Source organism: uncultured Tenacibaculum sp. (genome assembly GCF_947504135.1).
Classification (GTDB): domain Bacteria; phylum Bacteroidota; class Bacteroidia; order Flavobacteriales; family Flavobacteriaceae; genus Polaribacter.
Genome location: NZ_CANNGG010000002.1, coordinates 313,946 through 336,874, shown reverse-complemented (window position 1 = coordinate 336,874; position 22,929 = coordinate 313,946). Strand labels below are relative to the sequence as shown.

Annotated in this window: 22 protein-coding genes; 11 read left to right on the top strand and 11 right to left on the bottom strand. The window is 32.8% G+C overall.

Annotation, left to right across the window (positions count from 1 at the left end; all coding sequences use genetic code 11):
• Nucleotides 1-2 precede the first annotated feature (2 nt).
• Nucleotides 3-1,262 (bottom strand): kynureninase, encoded by a 1,260-nt coding sequence (kynU, locus tag Q0663_RS05015; protein WP_299007398.1) that lies wholly within the window; start codon nucleotides 1,260-1,262, stop codon nucleotides 3-5.
• Between the two features lie 148 nt (nucleotides 1,263-1,410).
• On the opposite strand from kynU, the gene Q0663_RS05010 reads away from it, so the two are divergent.
• Nucleotides 1,411-2,187, top strand: a complete 777-nt coding sequence (locus Q0663_RS05010; RefSeq protein WP_299007395.1) for an IclR family transcriptional regulator — start codon at nucleotides 1,411-1,413, stop codon at nucleotides 2,185-2,187.
• A gap of 35 nt (nucleotides 2,188-2,222) precedes the next feature.
• On the opposite strand, the gene serA is transcribed toward Q0663_RS05010, so the two are convergent.
• Together serA and Q0663_RS05000 are read right to left on the bottom strand one after the other, a co-directional pair.
• Nucleotides 2,223-4,115: a phosphoglycerate dehydrogenase gene (serA, locus tag Q0663_RS05005; RefSeq protein WP_299007392.1), complete on the bottom strand. Its 1,893-nt coding sequence runs from the start codon at nucleotides 4,113-4,115 to the stop codon at nucleotides 2,223-2,225.
• Between the two features lie 169 nt (nucleotides 4,116-4,284).
• A complete protein-coding gene (locus Q0663_RS05000; RefSeq protein WP_299007390.1) occupies nucleotides 4,285-5,094 on the bottom strand; it encodes a hypothetical protein in 810 nt (269 codons plus the stop codon).
• A 131-nt stretch (nucleotides 5,095-5,225) separates the two neighbouring features.
• Here Q0663_RS05000 and gcvP point away from each other — a divergent pair, with 131 nt between their 5' ends.
• The 3 genes from gcvP to Q0663_RS04985 all read left to right on the top strand — a co-directional run bounded on the left by gcvP (nucleotide 5,226) and on the right by Q0663_RS04985 (nucleotide 9,434).
• A complete protein-coding gene (gene gcvP / locus Q0663_RS04995) occupies nucleotides 5,226-8,081 on the top strand; it encodes an aminomethyl-transferring glycine dehydrogenase (RefSeq protein ID WP_299007387.1) in 2,856 nt (951 codons plus the stop codon).
• Nucleotides 8,082-8,563: 482 nt separating this feature from the next.
• A complete protein-coding gene (locus Q0663_RS04990) occupies nucleotides 8,564-9,169 on the top strand; it encodes a zinc-dependent peptidase (protein WP_299007384.1) in 606 nt (201 codons plus the stop codon).
• Nucleotides 9,165-9,434 carry a zinc-dependent peptidase gene (locus Q0663_RS04985; RefSeq protein ID WP_367171434.1) on the top strand — a complete coding sequence of 90 codons (270 nt, stop codon included), beginning with the start codon at nucleotides 9,165-9,167 and terminating at the stop codon, nucleotides 9,432-9,434. The genes Q0663_RS04990 and Q0663_RS04985 overlap by 5 nt, the downstream gene beginning before the upstream one ends.
• A gap of 94 nt (nucleotides 9,435-9,528) precedes the next feature.
• Here Q0663_RS04985 and Q0663_RS04980 read toward each other — a convergent pair whose 3' ends face one another.
• Entirely contained in the window at nucleotides 9,529-11,160 is a 1,632-nt protein-coding gene (locus Q0663_RS04980) for an ABC-F family ATP-binding cassette domain-containing protein (protein ID WP_299007381.1), read from the bottom strand.
• Between the two features lie 184 nt (nucleotides 11,161-11,344).
• Here Q0663_RS04980 and Q0663_RS04975 point away from each other — a divergent pair, with 184 nt between their 5' ends.
• Together Q0663_RS04975 and Q0663_RS04970 are read left to right on the top strand one after the other, a co-directional pair.
• Entirely contained in the window at nucleotides 11,345-11,950 is a 606-nt protein-coding gene (locus Q0663_RS04975) for an ankyrin repeat domain-containing protein (RefSeq protein ID WP_299007378.1), read from the top strand.
• A 16-nt stretch (nucleotides 11,951-11,966) separates the two neighbouring features.
• Entirely contained in the window at nucleotides 11,967-12,956 is a 990-nt protein-coding gene (locus Q0663_RS04970; protein ID WP_299007375.1) for an AbiH family protein, read from the top strand.
• A 94-nt stretch (nucleotides 12,957-13,050) separates the two neighbouring features.
• Here the strand turns inward: Q0663_RS04970 and holA are convergent, their stop codons facing one another.
• The gene (holA, locus tag Q0663_RS04965; protein ID WP_299007372.1) at nucleotides 13,051-14,052 is read right to left on the bottom strand and encodes a DNA polymerase III subunit delta; all 1,002 of its coding nucleotides are present in this window, start codon (nucleotides 14,050-14,052) and stop codon (nucleotides 13,051-13,053) included.
• A gap of 53 nt (nucleotides 14,053-14,105) precedes the next feature.
• A complete protein-coding gene (locus Q0663_RS04960; protein WP_299007369.1) occupies nucleotides 14,106-14,555 on the bottom strand; it encodes a DUF5763 domain-containing protein in 450 nt (149 codons plus the stop codon).
• A gap of 31 nt (nucleotides 14,556-14,586) precedes the next feature.
• Between Q0663_RS04960 and Q0663_RS04955 the strand changes: the two genes are divergently transcribed.
• Together Q0663_RS04955 and Q0663_RS04950 are read left to right on the top strand one after the other, a co-directional pair.
• Nucleotides 14,587-15,030 carry a type I restriction enzyme HsdR N-terminal domain-containing protein gene (locus Q0663_RS04955; RefSeq protein WP_299007365.1) on the top strand — a complete coding sequence of 148 codons (444 nt, stop codon included), beginning with the start codon at nucleotides 14,587-14,589 and terminating at the stop codon, nucleotides 15,028-15,030.
• Between the two features lie 176 nt (nucleotides 15,031-15,206).
• Entirely contained in the window at nucleotides 15,207-16,208 is a 1,002-nt protein-coding gene (locus Q0663_RS04950; RefSeq protein ID WP_299007362.1) for a glycosyltransferase family 2 protein, read from the top strand.
• Here Q0663_RS04950 and Q0663_RS04945 read toward each other — a convergent pair whose 3' ends face one another.
• From Q0663_RS04945 to Q0663_RS04935, 3 genes are read right to left on the bottom strand one after another with little or no spacing between them, the layout of a single operon-like run.
• On the bottom strand, nucleotides 16,209-16,790 hold the full coding sequence (locus Q0663_RS04945; protein ID WP_299007359.1) for a hypothetical protein: 582 nt from the start codon (nucleotides 16,788-16,790) through the stop codon (nucleotides 16,209-16,211).
• Between the two features lies 1 nt (nucleotide 16,791).
• Complete coding sequence (locus Q0663_RS04940) at nucleotides 16,792-17,412, bottom strand: L-threonylcarbamoyladenylate synthase (protein WP_299007356.1); 621 nt, start codon at nucleotides 17,410-17,412, stop codon at nucleotides 16,792-16,794.
• A gap of 3 nt (nucleotides 17,413-17,415) precedes the next feature.
• Complete coding sequence (locus Q0663_RS04935) at nucleotides 17,416-17,916, bottom strand: hypothetical protein (RefSeq protein ID WP_299007354.1); 501 nt, start codon at nucleotides 17,914-17,916, stop codon at nucleotides 17,416-17,418.
• 58 nt (nucleotides 17,917-17,974) lie between these two features.
• Between Q0663_RS04935 and Q0663_RS04930 the strand changes: the two genes are divergently transcribed.
• From Q0663_RS04930 to Q0663_RS04920, 3 genes are read left to right on the top strand one after another with little or no spacing between them, the layout of a single operon-like run.
• Nucleotides 17,975-18,391: a PaaI family thioesterase gene (locus Q0663_RS04930; protein ID WP_299007351.1), complete on the top strand. Its 417-nt coding sequence runs from the start codon at nucleotides 17,975-17,977 to the stop codon at nucleotides 18,389-18,391.
• 1 nt (nucleotide 18,392) lies between these two features.
• Entirely contained in the window at nucleotides 18,393-19,244 is an 852-nt protein-coding gene (locus tag Q0663_RS04925) for an alpha/beta fold hydrolase (RefSeq protein ID WP_299007348.1), read from the top strand.
• Nucleotides 19,241-20,278: a chorismate-binding protein gene (locus Q0663_RS04920; protein WP_299007344.1), complete on the top strand. Its 1,038-nt coding sequence runs from the start codon at nucleotides 19,241-19,243 to the stop codon at nucleotides 20,276-20,278. The genes Q0663_RS04925 and Q0663_RS04920 overlap by 4 nt, the downstream gene beginning before the upstream one ends.
• Before the next feature lie 383 nt (nucleotides 20,279-20,661).
• On the opposite strand, the gene Q0663_RS04915 is transcribed toward Q0663_RS04920, so the two are convergent.
• Nucleotides 20,662-21,024 carry a PUR family DNA/RNA-binding protein gene (locus tag Q0663_RS04915; RefSeq protein WP_299007341.1) on the bottom strand — a complete coding sequence of 121 codons (363 nt, stop codon included), beginning with the start codon at nucleotides 21,022-21,024 and terminating at the stop codon, nucleotides 20,662-20,664.
• A gap of 79 nt (nucleotides 21,025-21,103) precedes the next feature.
• Entirely contained in the window at nucleotides 21,104-22,858 is a 1,755-nt protein-coding gene (locus Q0663_RS04910; protein WP_299007339.1) for an ABC transporter ATP-binding protein, read from the bottom strand.
• Nucleotides 22,859-22,929 lie beyond the last annotated feature (71 nt).

Below are 22,929 nucleotides of genomic sequence, written 5' to 3'. Positions count from 1 at the left end.
TTTTACAATAAGGTTTTTAAAATTTCAACCATTCTGTATACATCTTCAAAACTGTTATACATTGGCACCGGTGCACAACGAATTACATCAGGTTCTCTCCAGTCGGTTATAATATTATTTTCGGTTAGTTTTTTGTGTAAACTTTTGTCTGCATTCTTTACTTGGATAGATAATTGACAACCTCTTTCTTTCGGATTCGATGGCGTAATTATTTTAATTCTATCGGTATCAATCTGGTTAATTAGATATTCAAAATAGCCCGTTAATTTTTCCGATTTAGCTCTTAACGCTTCCATTCCTACCTCTTCAAACATATCTAATGAAGCTCTAATTGCTGCCATCGATAAAATAGGAGGATTTGATAACTGCCAACCTTCTGCTCCTGGTATTACATCAAAGGGTTGACGCATGTTAAAACGAGTTTCTTTGTTATGGTTCCACCATCCTGCAAAACGCGGTAAGTCTTTATTGTGTGCATGTTTTTCATGTACAAATAGGCCTCCTAAACTTCCTGGACCTGAGTTTAGATACTTATAGGTACACCAAGCCGCGAAATCAACTCCGCTATCATGTAACTCTGGAGAAATATTTCCCGCACCGTGTGCTAAGTCAATCCCTACCATACAGTTTTTTGCGTGTCCTATTTCTGCAATACGTTTGATATCTAAATACTGTCCTGTATAATAGTTCACTCCTCCAATCAATAACAAGGCTATTTCATCACCTTGCTCATCTACTATTTTCTCTAAATCTTCAATACGTAATAATTCTTCTCCTTCACGAGGTTTCCATTCTATCAATCCTTCTTCCGTATCAAATCCATGGAATTTTAATTGCGATTGCACCGCGTATCTATCTGAAGGAAAAGCGTCACTTTCTATAACAATTTTATACTTTGTTTTAGTCGGTTGGTAAAACGACACCATTAACAAGTGTAAATTGGTCGTTAGCGTATTCATCACTACCACTTCTAATGGTTTAGCTCCCACTATTTTCGCCATCGAATTTGTCAAAAATTCGTGATATGGCATCCATGGGTTTCGAGCTTCAAAATGCCCTTCTACTCCATATTTTGCCCAATCGTCTAATTCTTGTTGAATGTATTGTTGTGTTTGTTTTGGTTGCAACCCAAGAGAGTTTCCTGTAAAATACAACCAGTCGTTTCCATCCTTGTCTTTTGGAATATGAAATTGCGCTCTTAAATGAGCTAATTTATCTTCTTTATCTTGTTGTTGTGCGTAATCGAATGTTGGTTTATACATACTTATCTTTATTTCTAAAAACCATTTCAAAACACTAAAGATACTTCATTTTTGATTCTAAATAAAAAACTAAAGTGTTTCATATAATAAAACGGCGTTTTATAAATCTACATAATTTTATTATATTAGTCAATAATTTTCTAAAAAAATGAAGCTCGATTCCAAAAGTTTAAATCAATCAATCATCAAAGCATTTACTGTTTTAGATGCTTTTACCAATGATAAAAAAGAATGGGGCGTTAGAGAATTAGCTACTAAAACAGGCCATAACAAAAGTACCGTATACCGATTACTAAGTACTTTAGTTTCGTTGAATGTTGTACAACAGAATGATAATGAGAAATACCAACTGGGCAGTAAGTTGTTTGAATTAGGCAATCGTGTTTCAATCTATAAATCACTAAGAAATTTAACTAATGAACCTATACAGAAGGTAGCTTTAGAAATTCAAGAAACTGTTTTATTGGGTATTTTAAAAGAGCAACAAGTATTTCATATCAATAAAGCCGATAGTTTACAAGGACTTAAAATAAGTACTTCTATCGGTTCTTACGCTCCTGTTAACGGAAGCGCGATTGGAAAACTACTCTTAGCTTTTTCTTCTTTAGAAAATCAAGAAGTGTTTCTAAGCTCAACCACATTACAGTCGTTTACAAAAAACACCATCACCTCAGTTTCAAAATTCAAAAAGGAATTAGCACAAATTCAACAGCAAAAATTTGCATTAGATATTGAGGAATCAGAATTGGGGTTGGTTTGTATTGCCATTCCTATCTATAACAAAAAAGGAAAAGTAATTGCTGGAGTCAGTGCTTCTGGACCTTCAAGTAGATTTAAAATGGAGAATGTAACAAGTTATATTCAAATTTTACAAAAAGGAGCCAATATCATAGAACAGAATTTAAGTGACTTTGATAGTTTATAAAAGAAAAATCCCGCTTAAGCGGGATTTTATATTATTTAATACAAAACTCTAAATTTAATAGTTCCTTCAACCTTTTTAAGCTTTGTTATTACTTCTTGATTATATTCTTTATCAACATCAGTAATTACATACCCAACTTTTTCATCTGTAGACAGGTATTGTCCTGTTATGTTCAATTCATATTTAGCTAAGACCTCATTAATCTTCGCCATTACTCCAGGTACGTTTTTATGAATATGTAAAAAACGATGTGCATTTTTATGCTTAGGTAAGCGAATATTTGGGAAATTAACCGCATCTACCGTGTTACCTGAATTGATATATGCCATAATTTTACTTGGAACAAAATCAGCGATATCTTTTTGAGCTTCTTCTGTGCTACCCCCTACGTGTGGCGTTAAAATCACATTATCTAATCCTTTTAATTCAGTGTAAAACTCACCATTTTTTCTAGGCTCTTCAGGATATACATCTACAGCAGCCCCAGCAATTTTACCAGACTTCAAACCTTCAACCAAAGCTTCAACATCTACTACAAATCCACGAGAAAGATTTACTAAATGAACTCCGTTTTTCATTTCAGCTATTTCCTCTTTCCCTATAAAGTTTTTATTCACAGCATTATCGTCCACATGCAAAGTAACTACATCAGAAATATTCAATAATTCTTTTAAAGTATCCAACTTTGTAGCGTTTCCTAAAGCTAACTTGTCTTCTACATCGTAATAATACACATCCATTCCTAAAGCCTCTGCTAACACAGATAATTGCTTTCCAATGTTTCCGTACCCTACAATTCCTAACTTTTTACCACGAACTTCTCTTGAACCTTGTGCTGTTTTATTCCATTGGCCGTTGTGAATTTCAGTACTTCTTTGGAAAACACTACGCATTAACATAATGATTTCACCTATCGCTAACTCAACTACCGAACGTGTATTACTATAAGGAGCATTAAAAACTACTACTCCGTTTTCTTTACAAGCCTCCAAATCGATTTGCTTCGTTCCAATACAAAAAGCAGAAACCACCATTAATTTTTCAGCAGCTTCAATCACTTTACGTGTTACTTGTGTTTTAGAACGAATCCCTAACACATGAACATCTTTTAATTTTTCAATCAATTCATCTTCCGATAAACTTCTTGAAACAGTTTCTACAGAAAAACCATCACCTGTTAACTTTGTAAAAGCATCAGGGTGCACGTTTTCTAATAATAATATCTTAATTCTATTCTTTGGGTATGATAGGTTTCTAGGCAACTTGTTTACGTATAAAAATTCATCTAAATTAGGTGTAATATGGTCGGCATTTGCGATTGTCTTATCTCTCGACACATTTTCTGTATAAGCAAAAAAAGTATCAGCAACACCAGCTTCTTTAGTTAGAGCATCACTATAGCCATCTCCAATTACTTGTACTTCACCTTCTAAATTTAAGGATTTTAAACAATCTATCTTTCCGTTGTGCTTAGATAATGGATTTTGGGTATCAAATCCAACAATAACTCCATCTTTGTCAAACTCAAATGTGTTTGCAAATACTCTTTCAGAAGGAATATTATATGCCGCTACAATCGGATCAATAAATTCTTTAAAGCCTGCTGAAATCACATAAATATCATCAGAAAAGCTTTCAAAAAACTCTTTATTTCTCTCTATAGAAGGAGATACTTTTTGCTTTAGCTCCTCTATTAATAAAGGTAAATCAGACTTTTTTGCACTTAATAACTGAATACGTTTTTCTAAGGACTCAGTAAAAGAAATATCTCCATCAACTCCTTGATTAGTGATATGGATTACCTCTTGAATAATCTCATCTTTTTTCGGACTCCCATTCAAGGTGATTTCGGCTAAAACATCTAATGCTTCCACACTGGTAAGTGTACTATCGAAATCGAAAACGAAATTTCGTTTTACTAAATTCATGTTACTTAATTTGTGTTTTTGTTGTTGTGTTGTTAAGCCAACGAATGTACAAAGGTTTTCTTAAAAACACATATTACAAAACCCTTAAGTTTCAGTTTTTAACTATAAAAAACACGCTGCTTACAAGCTATTACTTTTCAAGTTTCAATACCTGCTAAAAGCTTCAATCTTAAACTAACAAAAATAACCACCAAAAAATTGGAATTGCCTCAACCCAAAAAGAACTGTAGTGTTTAGACTGATTTACTCTTGCTCTCATCAATAAAATTAACAATACGGAAAACACCAATAAAAAAGCTGTACGGTATTGAGTATTCGGACTAATCATAAACTCCAACACCAAACACACCCCAAGCAAAACAACCCCAAACTTTTTAGTGTTTTCTAAACCTATTTTTTTAGGAATTGTTTGTAAAGAAATAGCATCGTATTGCACATCTCTAATATCAAAGGGAAGGATTAATATTATTACCAACAAAAAACGCTGAATTACATACAAGTACACCTCAGTTGTAAAAGAAATTTCATTAGCATATATTGGCAATAACACCGTAGTTGCAGCCCATACCAAAGCCACTACTACTATTTTTAAATAGCCAATACTTCGTAAGTTTTTTTGGAACCCACTTAAAAAAGGTACTGCATATAAAAAAGTTAAAACCCCTAAAGGCACGAAAAACAATAAAGTTCTTAAAGGTAGTAACCACGCATAATAACACATCAATAAGAAACAAATCAGCGAAAATATTTGAATGATTCGCAAGTTTTTAGTCAAACTTCGATGATGGAGTTTCGCTACTCCTGCATATTTAACAAAATTATATCCAGTAATTGTCGCAAAAAACACAAAAAAACCAAGTGATTCATCATATGAAAAATCAAAATATAATTCCGTAATTCTAAACAAAGAAAACACCGCTAAGGCTACATGAATACTAGAGTTTATATAAAAATCGAGTACTTTTTTAAAAAGGTTCATCTAACAAAAATAACTTTTCTATTTATAACCAGTTGTTTTGGTTAATAAAATATTGTTTTTAACAAAAAAATATGTAGTCTCAAATCAACCAATTTCACTATTTTTGAGGCACGAAATACAACAACACAATAATGAACACAAATTCATTTCAACTAAGGCATATAGGTCCTCGTGTTAAAGATCAGGATCAAATGCTTCAAACAATTGGCATTGAGAGTTTAGACCAATTGATTTATGAAACTATTCCCGACGATATTCGTTTACAAAAAGAGCTTGATTTAGCCCCGGCAATGAGCGAATACGAATACCTAAATCACATTAACGAATTAGGTGCAAAAAACAAAGTTTTTAAAAGTTATATAGGTTTAGGATATCACGAAGCTATTTTACCTAGTGTTATCCAACGTAATATTTTAGAAAACCCAGGATGGTATACTGCCTATACCCCTTACCAAGCTGAAATAGCACAAGGACGTTTAGAAGCCTTGTTAAATTACCAAACTATGATTTGTGATTTAACAGGAATGGAGTTAGCTAATGCTTCGTTATTAGACGAAAGTACTGCTGCTGCTGAAGCTATGGCTTTATTATTTGATGTTCGTGAAAGAGCACAAAAGAAAGCTAACGTAAACAAGTTTTTTGTTTCAGAAGAAATTTTACCACAAACCTTATCAGTATTACAAACACGTGCTATTCCTATCGGAATTGAATTAGTTGTTGGTAACCACGAAGAGTTTAACTTCTCAGAAGAATTCTTTGGTGCTATCGTACAATATCCTGGTAAGCACGGACAAGTATATGATTATACTGATTTCGTTGCTAACTGTAACGCAAATAACATTAAAGTAGCTGTTGCTGCTGATATTTTATCATTAGTAAAATTAAAAGCTCCTGCTGAATTTGGTGCTGACGTTGTAGTAGGTACTACACAACGTTTTGGTATTCCTTTAGGATACGGAGGACCTCACGCTGGATATTTTGCTACTAAAGAAGCTTACAAACGTAGCATTCCTGGTCGTATTATTGGAGTTACAAAAGATGTTGACGGTGGTCGTGCGTTACGTATGGCATTACAAACACGTGAGCAACACATTAAACGTGAAAAAGCAACTTCAAACATTTGTACTGCACAGGTATTATTAGCTGTTATGGCAGGTATGTATGCTGTATACCACGGTAAAGATGGTTTACAATACATTGCAGATCGTGTACACACAAGCACTACAACCTTAGCAAAAGCGTTAAACGATTTAGGTTTCAAACAAAAAAATAGTGCTTATTTTGATACTATTTTAGTTGAAGTTGAAGCTGACAAGTTACGCCCAGTAGCAGAAGCAAACGGAATCAACTTTAACTACATCGATGCAGAGTATGTTTCAATCTCTGTAAACGAAACAGTAGGTTTAAAAGAAATCAACGAAATTGTTGATTGTTTCGAACAAGCATTCAATATCAAAGATATTTTAGTTACTGAATTTGCAACAGCTGATGTAATTCCAGCAGACGTAAAGAGAGCTACTTCTTTCTTAGATAACGAAATATTTAACACGTATCAATCAGAAACTGACATGATGCGTTATATTAAAAAGTTAGAACGTAAAGATTTAGCATTAAATCACTCAATGATTTCTTTAGGGTCTTGTACCATGAAGTTAAATGCTGCTTCTGAAATGTTACCGTTGAGTACTCCTCAATGGGGAAATATCCACCCATTTGTACCATTAAATCAAGCAGAAGGATACCAAATCATGTTAAACAACCTTGAAAACCAATTAAATGTTATTACTGGTTTTGCAGGTACTTCTTTACAACCTAACTCAGGTGCACAAGGTGAATTTGCTGGATTAATGACTATTAGAGCTTATCACGAAGCAAATGGAGACACCAACAGAAACATCTGTTTAATTCCTGCTTCTGCTCACGGAACGAACCCTGCATCTGCTGTTATGGCGGGTATGAAAGTGGTCGTTACCAAAACTGATGAAAGAGGAAACATCGATGTAGAAGATTTACGTGCTAAAGCTGAAAAACATGCTGATAATTTAGCTGCTTTAATGGTAACTTACCCATCTACTCACGGAGTATTTGAAAAGGCTATTAAAGAAATTACGCAAATTATCCACGATAATGGCGGACAAGTATATATGGACGGTGCAAACATGAATGCACAGGTAGGATTAACAAACCCTGCAACCATTGGCGCCGATGTTTGTCACTTAAACTTACACAAAACATTTGCGATTCCTCACGGTGGTGGTGGACCAGGTGTTGGACCAATTTGTGTAGCTCCTCAATTAGTTCCGTATTTACCTACCAACCCTGTAATAGCAACTGGTGGTGACAATGCCATTACAGCTATTTCAGCAGCTCCTTGGGGTTCTGCATTGGTATGTTTAATTTCTTACGGATACATTACAATGTTAGGTGCTGACGGGTTAACAAACTCTACTAAGAATGCTATTTTAAACGCAAACTATATTAAAGAGCGTTTAAAAGGACACTTTAGCACTTTATATACTGGTGAAATGAACCGTGCTGCTCACGAAATGATTTTAGACTGTCGTGAGTATAAACAAAACGGAATTGAAGTTACTGATATCGCGAAACGTTTAATGGACTACGGATTCCACGCGCCTACGGTATCTTTCCCTGTAGCAGGTACAATTATGGTAGAGCCTACCGAATCGGAAGGTGTAGCAGAATTAGACCGTTTTTGTGATGCGTTAATCTCTATTAGGAAAGAGATTGCCGAAGCGAGTAAAGAAAATCCTAACAACCCGCTTAAAAATGCACCACATACGCAAGAAATGTTAACTGCTGATGAGTGGGATTTACCATACTCTCGTAAACAAGCAGCATTTCCTTTAGACTATATTGCAGACAATAAGTTTTGGCCTTCGGTACGCCGTGTAGACGATGCTTTTGGTGACCGTAACTTAATTTGCTCTTGTAATCCTATTGAAGATTATATGGAAGCAGAAGCTTAATAAATATAACACCTATAAAAAAGACCTCGAAATTTCGAGGTCTTTTTTATTTATGCAACTCTTACAATTCTTTCTAATGGAATAATAGTAGACTCTTTTAAAATTACCGAGGCATCAGTAATACCCCAAACGGTTGTTTCTACTCTCTTTAAACCATCCACATCCATAAAAATATTTTTACCTTTCTCTTTCTAAATTTCCTAAAGACAAAGCCCGCTGTAAATCTAAAATACGATTTACTATTGCTTTCTTTTTGTTTAACACCTCTTCTTTTGGAAATTTCAAGAACTTGATTAGAATGACCATACATAAACGTCATAGCGAGGAGGCTCATTGAGCGAAATCGAAATGAACGACGTGGCTATCTTTTACTCGGTACACGATATACAGATTGCCTCACTCCATTAGCAATGACGCTTGTACTCTACCCTATTTTTATATATTTGAAAAAAAAATTACTAGTAGTCTCAATGCTATTTTAAATGACTTATTTATCTATAATTATACTCGTAGGTATTTTTCTTGTATTCAAAAAAAGGACCTCAACAACAAAGTGGAAACAACCTACAACTCCTTTTCCAAACAAATGGAAAGTTATTTTAACTAAAAAAGTCGCTTTTTACAACGCACTCACTCCTGATGAAAAAGAATTATTTGAGTTTAAAGTTTTTGAATTCTTGTTAAATCATAAAGTTATTGGCGTTGATGTTACGGTTACAATTACCGATAAATTACTGATAGCTTCTAGTGCTGTAATTCCTATTTTTAATTTTCCTGAATGGCGTTATCCTAATATCAAAGAAATTATTTTATACCCTGCTATGTTCAACGAGCATTTTGAAACCGAAGGAGACAACCGAAGAATTTTAGGAATGGTAGGTAACGGATATTTAGAAGGAAAAATGGTTTTATCGAAACCTGCTTTACATTTAGGTTTTGAGAATGAAACCGATAAAAAAAACACTGCTATCCATGAGTTTGTGCATTTAATTGATAAACTAGATGGAAACATTGACGGAGTTCCGCATGTATTATTAGAAAAACAATACAGCATTCCGTGGGTAGATTTAATCAACAAAAAAGATTGAAGAAATATACAACGACGCTTCCGATATCAATCCGTATGGCGGAACTAACAAAGCAGAATTTTTCTCGGTAGCAAGCGAATACTTTTTTGAGCATCCGAAGTTATTAGCCAGAAAACACCCTGAGCTTTATACGTTGCTAGAGCAAATCTTTAAACAAGATATGGACGACATGAACCTGCATTTAAAACGCCTTGATATTTCCAGAAACGATCCTTGTCCTTGTGATAGCGGAGTGAAGTATAAAAAGTGTTGTGGGGTGAACTAACCGCTCCCTCTACTCGTCATTTCGAAGGAGGTTACAACTGAAGTAATCTCTCCATCGACTAACAGATTTCTTCGTTACACTCGCAATGACGTTTTTATAAATCTATCTCCTTTAACGCTTTGATATTGTTACGCCCTAAAAAAGCATCAATCGTTTCAAAGTGTTCTATAACACGTTGGTCTTTAAATTCAAATACTTTTTGAGATAATCCTTGTAAGAAATCACGGTCGTGTGATACTAAAATTAAGGTTCCGTCGAAGTGTAATAAGGCTTCTTTAATAACCTCTTTTGATTTTAAATCTAAATGGTTCGTAGGCTCATCTAAAATCAACACGTTTACAGGTTCTAACAACAGTTTTACCATTGCCAAACGTGTTTTCTCTCCTCCAGAAAGTACTTTTACTTTCTTTTCTAAATCATCTCCCGAGAACATAAAACGTCCTAATATATTTTTGATTTGCGTTCGGATATCTCCTTCAGCAACCTCATCTACGGTTTGGAAAATTGTTAATTCAGGATCTAACAGCGAAGCTTGATTTTGTGCAAAGTATCCCACTTTAGCGTTGTGCCCTAAACCACACTCTCCTTCAAAATCAATTTCTCCCATAATTGCTTTAATCATGGTTGATTTTCCTTCTCCGTTTCTTCCTACAAACGATACTTTTTCACCACGAGCTATGGAAAAACTCGCGTCTTTAAACACGGTTAAATCATCATATTTCTTGGTCAATCCTTCCACTTTTACAGGATAATCTCCCGAACGTGGTGAAGGCGGAAAACGCAGTTTTAATGCTGAAGTATCTACTTCATCAATTTCTACAGGAACCAATTTTTCTAACATACGCTCACGCGAAGCTACTTGGTTTGTTTTTGAATAGGTTCCTTTAAAACGCTCGATAAACGCTTTGGTATCGGCAATAAACTTTTGTTGTTCTTGATACGCTTTTAACTGATGTGCACGACGCTCTTTACGCAACTCTAAATAGTGCGAATAGTTCGCCTTGTAATCGTGAATGGTTCCCATCGTTACCTCAATGGTTCGGTTGGTAATATTATCGATAAAGGCTTTATCGTGCGAAATTACCACTACCGCTTTGGCTTTGTTTAATAAGAAGTTTTCCAACCAAATTACCGACTCGATATCTACGTGGTTGGTAGGCTCGTCTAATAAAATTAAATCGGGTTTTTGTAGTAAGATTTTCGCCAACTCAATACGCATACGCCAACCCCCACTAAACTCAGAGGTTGCTCTCTCAAAATCTTCTTGCTTAAATCCTAACCCTTTTAAGGCTTTTTCTACTTCTGCTTCGTAGTTTACTTCCTCTAACGCGTAGAATTTTTCACCTAAATCCGATACACGCTCGATGATTTTCATATAATCATCCGATTCGTAATCGGTACGGGTTTCTAATTGTTTGTTGAGATCTTCCATTTCAGCTTTCATCGCAAAAACCGATTCAAAAGCTTTAGAAGCCTCTTCTTTTACCGTGCAATTGTCTTCCATTAACAAATGCTGCGGTAAATAAGCGATTACAGTATCTTTCGGACTACGAACACCTCCTTTGGTAGGATTAGAAACTCCCGCAATAATTTTCATCATAGTGGATTTTCCTGCCCCATTTTTACCCATTAAAGCAATTTTATCGTTTTCATTAATTACAAACGAAACGTCGCTAAACAAGGTGTTACCACTAAACTCAACCGTTAATTGATCTACCGTAATCATACAAATAATTTTAAGCGACGAAATTAACAAAAACGGTTAATAAGTTGGCAAAAACTTTCATTTATACAGTAGTTAATTTTGTTATATTTGAGAGAACAAAAAATTGCTAAAATCTCCTATGAGCCGTCCTTAAAAAGAAAGTTTTAGTGATTTTATGATGTATATAAACTAGTTGTATTTAATTATGACAGATCAAGAAAAAAGTTTTATAGAATCATGTTTTGAAGGAAACTTCAGAAACATAAAAACTTGTATAAAATATGGAGTTAATATCCACATACAAGATGATTGGTGTATTGATATAGTGGGCAGAAAAAATTATAGTGAAATTATTATCTATTTTCTCGAAAATGGAATTTCACATAAATCAGCGGCAAAAAAAATGCTACTAGCTTATACTTGTGATGCAGAAGATTTAAATTTAGTCAAATATTTAATTAATAATTCTGACGAATATAAGAATGAAACATCTGCGATACAATGGACTGCTTCAAAAGGAAACATAGAAATAATGGAATTAATACTCGGTTATTTTGAAGATTTTAATGGAATTTTTTGTAGTGCTGCTAGCACAGGTAAAATTGAATTATTACAATTTTTAATTGACAATGACATTCAAGATTACGACAATGGTTCAGAAAGAGCTGTTTATTGGGCAGCAGAAAAAAATAAATGGAGTACTGTAAAATTATTATTAGAAAATAATATTGGAACAATAGACAGACTAGGAGAAAAATACACCAATAAGTATATTTCATGGAAAGAAAAAACCAAACTCGAAAATATATAACAAAGTAGAAAATATATTGAAAATACTACATATAATAGGAAATGGATTTGACTTGAATCTTGATTTAAACACAAGTTATAAAGATTTTTACGACTTTTACAAGAGCATCGAATCGTCTAGTGACAATATTAATAATTTAAAAAACAATATTTCTAATAATTATAAAAATTGGTCTGATTTAGAATTGGCTTTAGGACAGTATACAGAAGAATTTGAAACTATTGATGATTTTGATGAAGTTTTTGAAGATATTGGAGAACAACTTGCCGAATATTTAAAAAAAGAGGAATCAAAATTTGACTTTTCAACTATAAATAAAGAAAAATTCTTTGAAAACCTAGTCAAGCCAGAAGTATACCTTCCTACTGCTGACAATAATAAAATTAAAACATTCAAAAATAGCTATTCAAACAGCACTTGGATAGTTGACATCTTTACATTCAATTACACAACCATTATTGAGAAAATAATTGAAGAAAAGAAAAATATTTCTATAGGGCATCATATTAGAGATAATGTCCCTGTTACATTGCGAGGAGTAGAACATATTCACGGTTTTATAGACAATAGAATGGTTTTAGGTGTTAATGATGTTTCTCAGCTTAAAAACAAAAAATTTCACCAAAACCTTGATGTTTTAGAAGCTATAGTAAAAGAGAAATGTAATTTAGCTTACGGACACACTATAGATAATCTATTCAAATCAAAAATTAAAGAAGCTAGCCTCATTTGTATTTTTGGAACTTCTTTTGGAGACTCTGACAATATGTGGTGGGAGTTAATCGGAGATAAATTAAGAAATAATAATTTTCCAATAATCATTTTTACAAAAGGAGAAGAAGTTATTTCTCCAAGAATCGGTTATAAAAACAATAGGACAAAAAGAAAAATGATAAATTATTTTTTAAAGAAAACTAAGTTACCTAAAGAAGAAATCGAAAAAGCAAGTCAAAATATTTTTGTTGCCTTAAATACAAAAATGTTCAAAGATGTAATTGAAAAATAAAGTCTTATTCTTATAGCTAACAACTATTAAAAGTCATTAAAGAAGAATCGAATTATTCTCTCATACTTATTTTTTAAAAAAGCGACTAAATTTGTTAATGCAAAATCTTAAACAACAATTCTTTTAAAATATCAGCATGGGTTTGGTTAGCACCAACTCCTTTGCTTTTTACATCGGCATCACGTAATAAGGCTATAATTTGCGATACTTTTCGCATCGGGTAGTTGCGAGCTGCGTTTACGTAGTCGTCTACAAAATAAGGGTTTACCCCTAAGTTTTTAGCAACCGAAGCTTTCGATTTATCTTTTAATCCGTGGTACATCAATAACTGTGTAAAAAAACTATTTAGCAAGGAAATTGTCATTACTAACGGATTATTCTTAGGGTTTTGAGCAAAATAATTGATAATCCTGTTCGCTTTTACCACATCACGCTGCCCTACTGCTTTACGCAACTCAAAATTGTTAAAATCTTTAGAAATACCGATATTTTCTTCAATATGCTTATCGCTAATAATAGTTTCTGCAGGTAATACTGAAGTTAATTTATCAAGTTCGTTACTAATCTTGCTCAGATCAGTTCCTAAAAACTCTACCAACATTTGAGCTGCTTTTGGCTCGATATTAAACTTCTTTCCTCCCAAAACCTGACGAATCCAATCGGCTACTTGATTATCGTATAGTTTTTTACTCTCGTAAATAAGTCCGCTTTTAGCAATGGCTTTGTACGCCTTTTTACGTTTATCGAGCTTTTTATATTTGTAGTTAAACACCAATACGGTAGTCGGTTGCGGATTGGCAGCATACGACTCTATTTTATCAATCGTACGGCTTAAATCTTGCGCTTCTTTAACAATAATCACCTGTTTTTCTGCCATCATCGGAAAACGTTTTGCCGACGATACAATTTCTTCTATCGACACATCACGACCGTACATAACTACTTGATTGAATCCTTTTTCAGATTCATCTAACACATTGTCTTCAATATAATCTGAAATTTTATCAATGTAATACGGTTCTTCTCCCATTAAAAAATAAATGGGTTTGATGTTACCTCCTTTTATATCGGATATGATAGATTTAATTTCGTTCATAAAGACTCTCCTCAGTCCTCTCCGAAGGAGAGGAAGTGTTATTTATTCTATTTTTAACGATGTTGATAACATCGTACTCCTCCTTTTACTTTTCTTTTACAAGAACCACCAGATTTTGTTCTTGCTCCACAAGTTGAACTATACGATTTTGTACTTTTAGTATTTGATTGTTTAGTATGTTGATAACAAAATCCGTTTGCTAGCTTTGTTTGATGCTTACACCGTGTTCCCTTTTTCGTAACCCCTTTACATCTTACCGTATAAGATTTTCCTACAGATTTATTCGTAAAACCAGCTGTTCTTCCCACATAAGAAGGTTTACAAATTTTACAAGCAGTTAAGCCATAAGCGTTAATTTCATCTTCATTTACCTTTTTCGATACATTCTCTACCATTCTACAAGTAGCTGTATGAAACTTTTTACCTGATGGGGTTTTATAAAAGTCTTGAGCTTGTAGTTGAGTTACTACTAAAAATAATAAAATGAAAAAGTTAAATCGCACTTTAATAAATTTAAATAATTATTTTTGAGTTATGCAAAAGCTCAACCTTCCTAGCTACACATTCAAGCTCAAAAGTAACGAAAATAAGACGCTTATTTTTGATAATTTGAGAAAAAAATATGTGGTGTTAACTCCCGAGGAATGGGTACGCCAACATTTTGTGCAATGGTTAATTCAAGAGAGAAACTACCCTGTTTCATTAATCGCTATTGAAAAACAATTGGTTATCAACAACCTTAAAAAACGTACCGATATTGTGGTTTTTACTTCTGACGGACATCCGAATATTATTGTAGAATGTAAAGCACCACATATAAAAATTAACCAAGATACCTTTGATCAGATTGCTCGTTATAACTTAAAGCTTGATGCTGATTACCTCATCGTAACCAACGGACTACAACACTTTTTTTGTATGCTCGATAAAGAGAACGAAACCTATGTGTTTTTAAGAGATATTCCTGAGTACAAGTAAATACCTTTATTTCAAACCGAAAAATTGCTTCACTACCAAAATGGAAGACGAAGTCTTAAACATGAGAATTACTTAACTTATGAGATTCCTCATCATACCTCGTTCGGAATGACGAAACACAGAATGACTCATGCTTTTTAACTAGAATTTCATTTATAAACTGTAAATTTGCCGTCTTGAAAACAGCTATCGTCATATTAAACTGGAACGGAAAAAAATTGCTTGAGCAGTTTTTACCTTCTGTCGTTAATTTTAGTTCTGAAGAAGCGGAAGTGTATGTCGCAGACAATGCTTCTACAGATGACTCTATTGCATTTGTAGAGCAACATTTTCCTACTGTAAAAATTGTACAGAACTCAGAAAATAGCGGTTATGCAAAAGGTTACAACGATGCCTTACAGCATATTGATGCAGATGTATATTGTTTAGTAAATTCTGACATTGAGGTTACCAAGAACTGGTTAACTCCCATTATTGATACTTTTAAAAAGGAACCTAATACGGCGATTATCCAACCGAAGATTTTAGACTTTAAAGACAAATCTAAGTTTGAATATGCTGGTGCAGGTGGTGGTTTTATTGATGCTTTTGGATATCCGTATTGTCGCGGTCGTTTGTTTAGCGACTTGGAAACAGATAACGGACAGTTTAACGATACTACCGAAATTTTTTGGGCATCTGGTGCTTGTTTTTTTATCCGCTCTGGAGTTTTTCATCAACTACAAGGTTTTGATGAAGATTTTTTTGCACATCAGGAAGAGATTGATTTGTGTTGGCGTGCTAAAAATAGTGGGCATACTATAAAATATGTAGGAGCATCCACTGTATATCATGTTGGTGGTGCTACATTGGATACTTTAAATCCTAGAAAAACGTTTTTAAATTTTAGGAATAGTTTACTCAACTTGGTTAAGAACTTACCTTCTACGAAATTGTTTCCAATCATTTTTTCTCGTTTGATCTTAGACGGTTTAGCAAGCCTTAAATTTTTATTAGAAGGAAAACCTAATCATTTGTTTGCTATTTTAAAAGCTCATTTTAGTTTTTATGCGCACCTTTTTAAGTTCATAAAAAAAAGAAAAGAATCTCCTAAAAAATCGAATTACTACGAACACAAGTCTATAGTTTGGCAGTATTACACTAAAGGAAGAAAAAAATTCAATATGTTAAAAAAATAGTTACTTAAGCTTTATTCTTTTTTTATTTTCAAACCTAAACTCGTTCAGGTCTTCCAATTCTTTTTTTATTTTTTCTCTCCATTCTTTAACTTTCTTTTCATCTTTACCTCCCTTTGTTTCATTCACAAGTTTTAATCTTCTAGATGAAAACTCAGCAATTATTTCATTACTAATTTTATTAACAACTGTAAAGCCTTTTGCTATTTTTCTTTTATTCAACAATAATCTTTTCCTAAAATGCCTAGTACAAATTTCTGCTAAATCAAATTGAAGTTGCTGAAATGCTAGCTGTTTGTTAATATTTGAAATATTATTTATATCAATCCAAGAAGCGTTTCCCACAAAAATATTTAAAACTCTATTATTAAAATTCTTCTTAAAAAAATCGAATCCATTAACTTGATGTGAAATCAAGAACTGACTAACAATCAACTCATTGTAAACATCATGTTTCTTTAATTTATAATCGTTAACCGTTAATTTGTTATCATTACTCCATAGCTTTTGTCCCTCTAATAACTCTTGTGAATTGCAATTTATCCACACTAAGAAGAAGAATAACACAAAACCTTTTCTTTTCATTTTACAAAATATCTAAGCTTCCTTTTCCTTCACGAATTACTTCTGGTTCATCGGTTGTTAAATCGATTACAGTAGATGCATGGTTATCTCCATACCCTCCATCAACCACAACATCAACAATATTCTGCCATTTCTCGAAGATTAATTCAGGATCGGTTGTATATTCTAATACTTCGTCTTCATCGTAAATAGATGTAGATACAATCGGGTTTCCTAAAGCTTCTACAATAGCTCTTGCTATATTATTATCAGGTACACGAATACCTACTGTTTTTCGTTTTTTATAAGCTTTTGGTAGTGAATTACTACCAGGTAATACAAAAGTATATGGACCTGGTAAAGCTCTTTTTAAAATTTTATAAGTTGCAGTATCTATTTGCTTTACGTAATCAGATAAATGGCTTAAGTCGTTACAAACAAACGAGAAGTTGGCTTTTTCTGGCTTTACTTTTTTTATTCTTGCTACTTTTTCTAGTGCTTTAGTATTGGTAATATCACAGCCTAAACCATAAACAGTATCGGTTGGATAGATAATCAACCCACCGTTTTGTAAAACTTTTACAATTTTTTCAATCTCTTTTGGATTGGGGTTGTCATTATACAGTTTTATAAATTGTGCCATAGCTTAGTAATTATCAAAGTCAAAATCGTCTAGGCTTTCAAAGTTATTAAATTCATCATCAATTTCATCATCTATATTTTTTGAAAGATCTTCTGCCTTAAATTCTTTTTCTGGAGCTTGCTCTGGGATTTCTCCTACAGACAAGATCATTTTTGTTTCAGTAACTTCTTCATTAGATTGTTCTATTACCTCTACATAAAACGTCCACATTTGTAAGAAATCGTACACATAAATTAACTTATCGTGTTGGTTTGGTAAGGCTTCATGCAAAATACATGTTGCCATTGAAATTCCTTCTCCTGCTTCTGACATATTGAATAAAGGAATTTCTTCACCTTGATTCCAATCTTCATCGGTACGGTAAAAAGATGCCATTTCTTGTCCGTTAAAACCAAACGCTTTTGCAATATCAAAGTGTAGGTTTTCTAATGAAGCTTTTTCGTTTACTAACAGGGTTCGTATTACATCTTCTTTCGTATCTAAAATTACGCGTACTTTATACATTCTATCATTTTTTGTCAGTACAAAAATACGTATTTTTGGGTGATAATTTTTAGTTACCATGAATAAGCAAGCATCTCTTACAGTCTTAAACAGTTACAACAAAAACACCTTGATGGAAACTTTAGAGATAGAGTTTGTTGATGTAGGAGATGATTTTATTACAGCAAAAATGCCTGTGACATCTAAAGTACATCAACCCTATGGAATATTACATGGTGGTGCTACTGCTGCTTTGGCAGAATCGGTTGGTAGTTGTGCTTCCGCTTTTTTTTTAAGAGACTCTAATAAAATTGTTAAAGGGATTGAACTGAGCATCAATCATGTAAAAAGTAAGCGAGAGGGACATGTTTTTGCTACAGCTAAAGCGATTCATAAAGGTAGAACTACACATTTATGGGAAGTGAGAATTGTTGATGAGGATAATAACTTGATTTCACTTTGTAAGATTACCAATATTGTTTTAGACAAACAATAACATGAAATTGCTAAAAAAAATCTTGAAAATCGCTGGAATTGTTCTCTTTGTGCTTTTCCTTGTTTTATATTATTTATTCTGGAATTTTTCTGCTCCTAAATCTGATGTAAAAGTACTTGAAAAATTTTCTGGAAGCTCTGCTACTCCTGTCCTTACTTATGAAAACTTTAATGGGTTTGAGTACAGAAAACTTTCAATCATAAAAGATACTACCTTACCTACACTGGTTTTTGTTCACGGAACGATAGGTTCTTCTACCGATTTTGTAAAATATATGATGGATAGTGTATTGCTTAGCAAAGCTAATATGATTTCATACGACAGAATTGGTTACAATTTTCAAGACAAAAATCCGGTTCAAGAAAGTATTGCTTTTGAGCGTGACATGCTAAAGAATATTTTACATAATATTAACCCCGATAAAACGATTCTTGTAGGTTATTCTTATGGCGGACCTATTGCCTTAGCTTTACAAGAAAAAGTTAGAAAAGTAATTTTGCTGGCTCCTGCTATATGTAGTGAAGTAGAACCCATGCCGTGGTCTTTAAATTTATACAAATGGAAAGTTACTCGATGGCTAGTTCCTCCAATATGGCAAGAAGCGAGCAAGGAAAAGTTATCTCATAAACAAGATTTACAACTATTTGAAAACAACTGGAAATCTACTCCTAACAACATAGTAAGTATTCATGGAACTAATGATTGGATTGTACCTATTGAAAACTCTTTATTTTTGAAAGAGCAGTTTCCTAAAAATCAGTTTGAGTTAATTAGCATTCCTGATGCTGGTCATGGATTTATTTGGAGTAAATTTGACACGATTAAAGAACATTTAATACAACAATTAGATTGAGTATTTTTTTAAACATAAAAGAAGCCTTCAACAAAGAATTACCTTTTGTTACTTACAGAAAGCCTAACAGTTCTATAATTAAAGGGTGGTTTCAACAAAACAACGATGTAATTACTTCTGAAAATTATAATGAGAGTGGATTTATTTTTGCTCCGTTTGACAGCAGAGATAAAGCTATTTTAATTCCTAGAAATCAATCTACTTATGTTGAAGAAAAAGTTACTATTGACGATACTCAAACTAACAACACTAATCACGCTCCTGATGCAGCTTCCGAAGAGAACCACATTCAACTAGTTGAAAAAGGAATAGCCGCTATTAAAAATCAGCAGTTTAAAAAAGTAGTTCTTTCCAGAAAAGAAAAAATTGAGTTATCTGACTTTAATCTTATTAAAACTTTTCAAAAACTTCTGAGTAACTATCCTACTGCTTTTGTATATGTTTGGTATCATCCTAAAGTTGGGTTATGGTTAGGAGCTACCCCAGAAACTCTAGTTAGTATTAAAGATAAAAGTTTTACTACTATGGCTTTGGCAGGGACTCAAGTTTACAATGGTACAACTAATGTTACTTGGCAACCAAAAGAATTAGAAGAACAACAATTTGTAACTGACTACATTACTGATAGGTTATCTGATATTTCCTTAAACATTAAAACATCTGGTATTAAAACTATAAAAGCGGGTAAATTACTTCATTTAAGAACCATTCTTAATGGGAAATTAAAAACTAATACTGCTTCTTTAATCAAAAGCTTACACCCTACTCCTGCTGTTTGTGGAATGCCTTTAGAGGCTTCAAAACAATTTATTTTAGATAACGAAAACTATCACAGAAGTTTTTATACTGGTTTTTTAGGAGAACTAAATATTGACGATAGAGAAAGTAATTTATTCGTTAATCTTCGCTGTATGGAGGTTTCTAACGATGTTGTATATATTTATGTTGGTGGTGGTATTACAAACGACAGTAATGCTATAAAAGAATGGCAAGAAACAGTAGCAAAAACTACTACTATGAAAAAAGTTTTATAGGAAAAACACCTACTCTACAAAATACTTTACCTCAAAATAAACATAACCTACTGAAATTCAGTTTTTTTTATTATATTTAGGTGAACTCAAAACTCGCTTTCCTATGAAACAAAAATTACTAAGGATTAACCAGCGTGAAGATAAACTTAATAGTAGAGTAGGTAGAACTTTAACGTATAAGCAGCTGGTTGAATTCGCATCAAAACTACCAAACAAAATAAAATCGCTTGTGTAAAAGAAAAAAACCACCAATTGCTGTGCAACAATTGGCGGTTTTCTAAGTGTAAATTGAATTTGAATTGATTTTTTTATGCACAAACCAAACTCTAAACACAAATTATAAATTGTGTTTAGGGTTTATACAAAACAGTTATCCTCTGCTTTTAAATATCTTCAAAAGAAACGTCAGTAAAACTTTCTGTAGAAGTAGCCTCTGTTGAAGCACCTTCTTCTCTCTTATAATCTTTTTGGTGACGCTCACTAATTACTTCAGAACCTTTTTCATTTACAATAAAGTCTGTTGCTTTATTTAACATTTCTGTAAAATCAGTAAAGTCTTCTTTATATAAGTAAATTTTATGTTTCTGATAATGAAAAGATCCATCATCGTGAGTGAATTTTTTACTTTCTGTTACTGTTAAATAATAATCATCTGCCTTTGTAGATCTAACGTCAAAAAAATACGTTCTTCTTCCTGCCCTTAAAACCTGTGAAAAGATTTCTTCTTGTTCTACTCTCTCGCTCATAATTCGCTTTAAATAATAGTTGTTTACTTAAAATTTCTCAACAAATCTAACAAAATATTTGACTTAGCAATACGAATTGCTATATTTCTTTTTCTAAAAGTTGCTGTTCATATAGGTCTTTATAATATCCTTTTTCCTTTATCAACTGATTATGAACACCTTGTTGAATTATCTTTCCATCATCTAATACAATAATTTTATCTGCATTTTTTGCTGAAGATACCCTGTGACTAATAATTATTGTGGTTTTATCGCTAGAAACTCGCTCTAAATTAGATAAAATTCGCTCTTCTGTCTCGGTATCAACCGCTGATAAACAATCATCAAAGATTAAAATCTTCGGATCTTTAATGATCGCCCTTGCAATAGAGGTTCGTTGCTTTTGACCACCTGAAAGTGTAACTCCTCTTTCTCCTAAAATGGTTTTATATCCTTCTTTAAAATCGATAATATTCTCATGAATTACAGCGTTTTTAGCAGCTTCAATAATTTCTTCTTCTGTAGCATCTTCTTTACCAAACTTGATGTTATTTTCAATTGTATCAGAAAATAAGAAAGGTTCTTGCGGCACAAATCCTATTTGATTTCTTACATCATATAAATTACACGTTGTAATATCTTGTCCATCTATAAACACTGTTCCTTCAGTAGTATCATACAATCGTGATATAAGGTTGATAATGGTCGATTTTCCACTACCTGTTTTACCCAAAATTGCTAAAGTTTCTCCTTTATCAACTTTAAAACTCACATCTTTTAATGCTGTGATATCAGTATCTTCATAAGTTAGGGAAACATGTTTAAATTCAATCTCCCCTTCTACTTCCGTAGTTTCTTCATTCCTATTTTGTATTTCAGGAACATGCTGTAAAAACTCATTAATTCTTTCTTGAGAAGCTTCCGCTTGCTGAATCATAGAAGTAACCCAACCTACAACAGCAACAGGCCATGTTAAAATATTTACATACATAACAAAAGCACCGATTGCTCCAACTTGAATCTCTCCATTAATATATAATGTTCCTCCAACGTACAACACAATAATATTACTGATTCCTATTAATAGTATCATTAGAGGGAAAAACAGTGCTTGTACTTTATATAGGTTAATATTCTTTTCTTTATTGGCATCAGCTAAATCATCAAAATTTTTGATTACTGCATCTTCAATAGCATATGACTTCACTACATTAATACCCGAGAAAAACTCTTGATTAAAAGTTGTTAACTTCGATAAATATTGTTGGACAATGGTGCTTCTCTTATTTATCTGCTTACTCAACACAAAAATCGATACCGATAAAACTGGAAATGGTATCATAGTATATAAAGTTAGTTTTGGAGAAATTGCATACATCTGAGTAAAACCAATTACAAAAGACACCAGCATGTTTAAAGAATACATGATAGACGGACCAACATACATACGCACCTTAGACACATCTTCACTAATACGGTTCATTAAATCACCTGTCCTATTTTGCTTGTAAAAATTAAGAGATAATCGCTGATATTGTTGGTAAATCTCGTTTTTTAAATCAAATTCAATCATTCGAGACATCACTATTATAGTTTGACGCATTAAAAAAGTGAAAAAACCACCTAATAAAGTTACTCCAATAATAAGTAAAATATTATTTAACAAAATGCTTTTTACTTCAGATAGCTCTGTTATTTTCCCTAACTGATAGTCTTCTACTACATTTAATGAATCACCAACAAAATCGGGGATTCTTAGTGTAAATATTTTTGCTAGAACAGTTATAAAAACCCCTAACAATAACCTCCACTTATACTTTATGAAATACTTATTTAAATGCTGTAATGCTTTCAATCTTACTTTTTTATAAAAATTTAACTTTAAAAAGGGCTCTTGTTAAAGATACCATAATTGAGCTCTCTTTT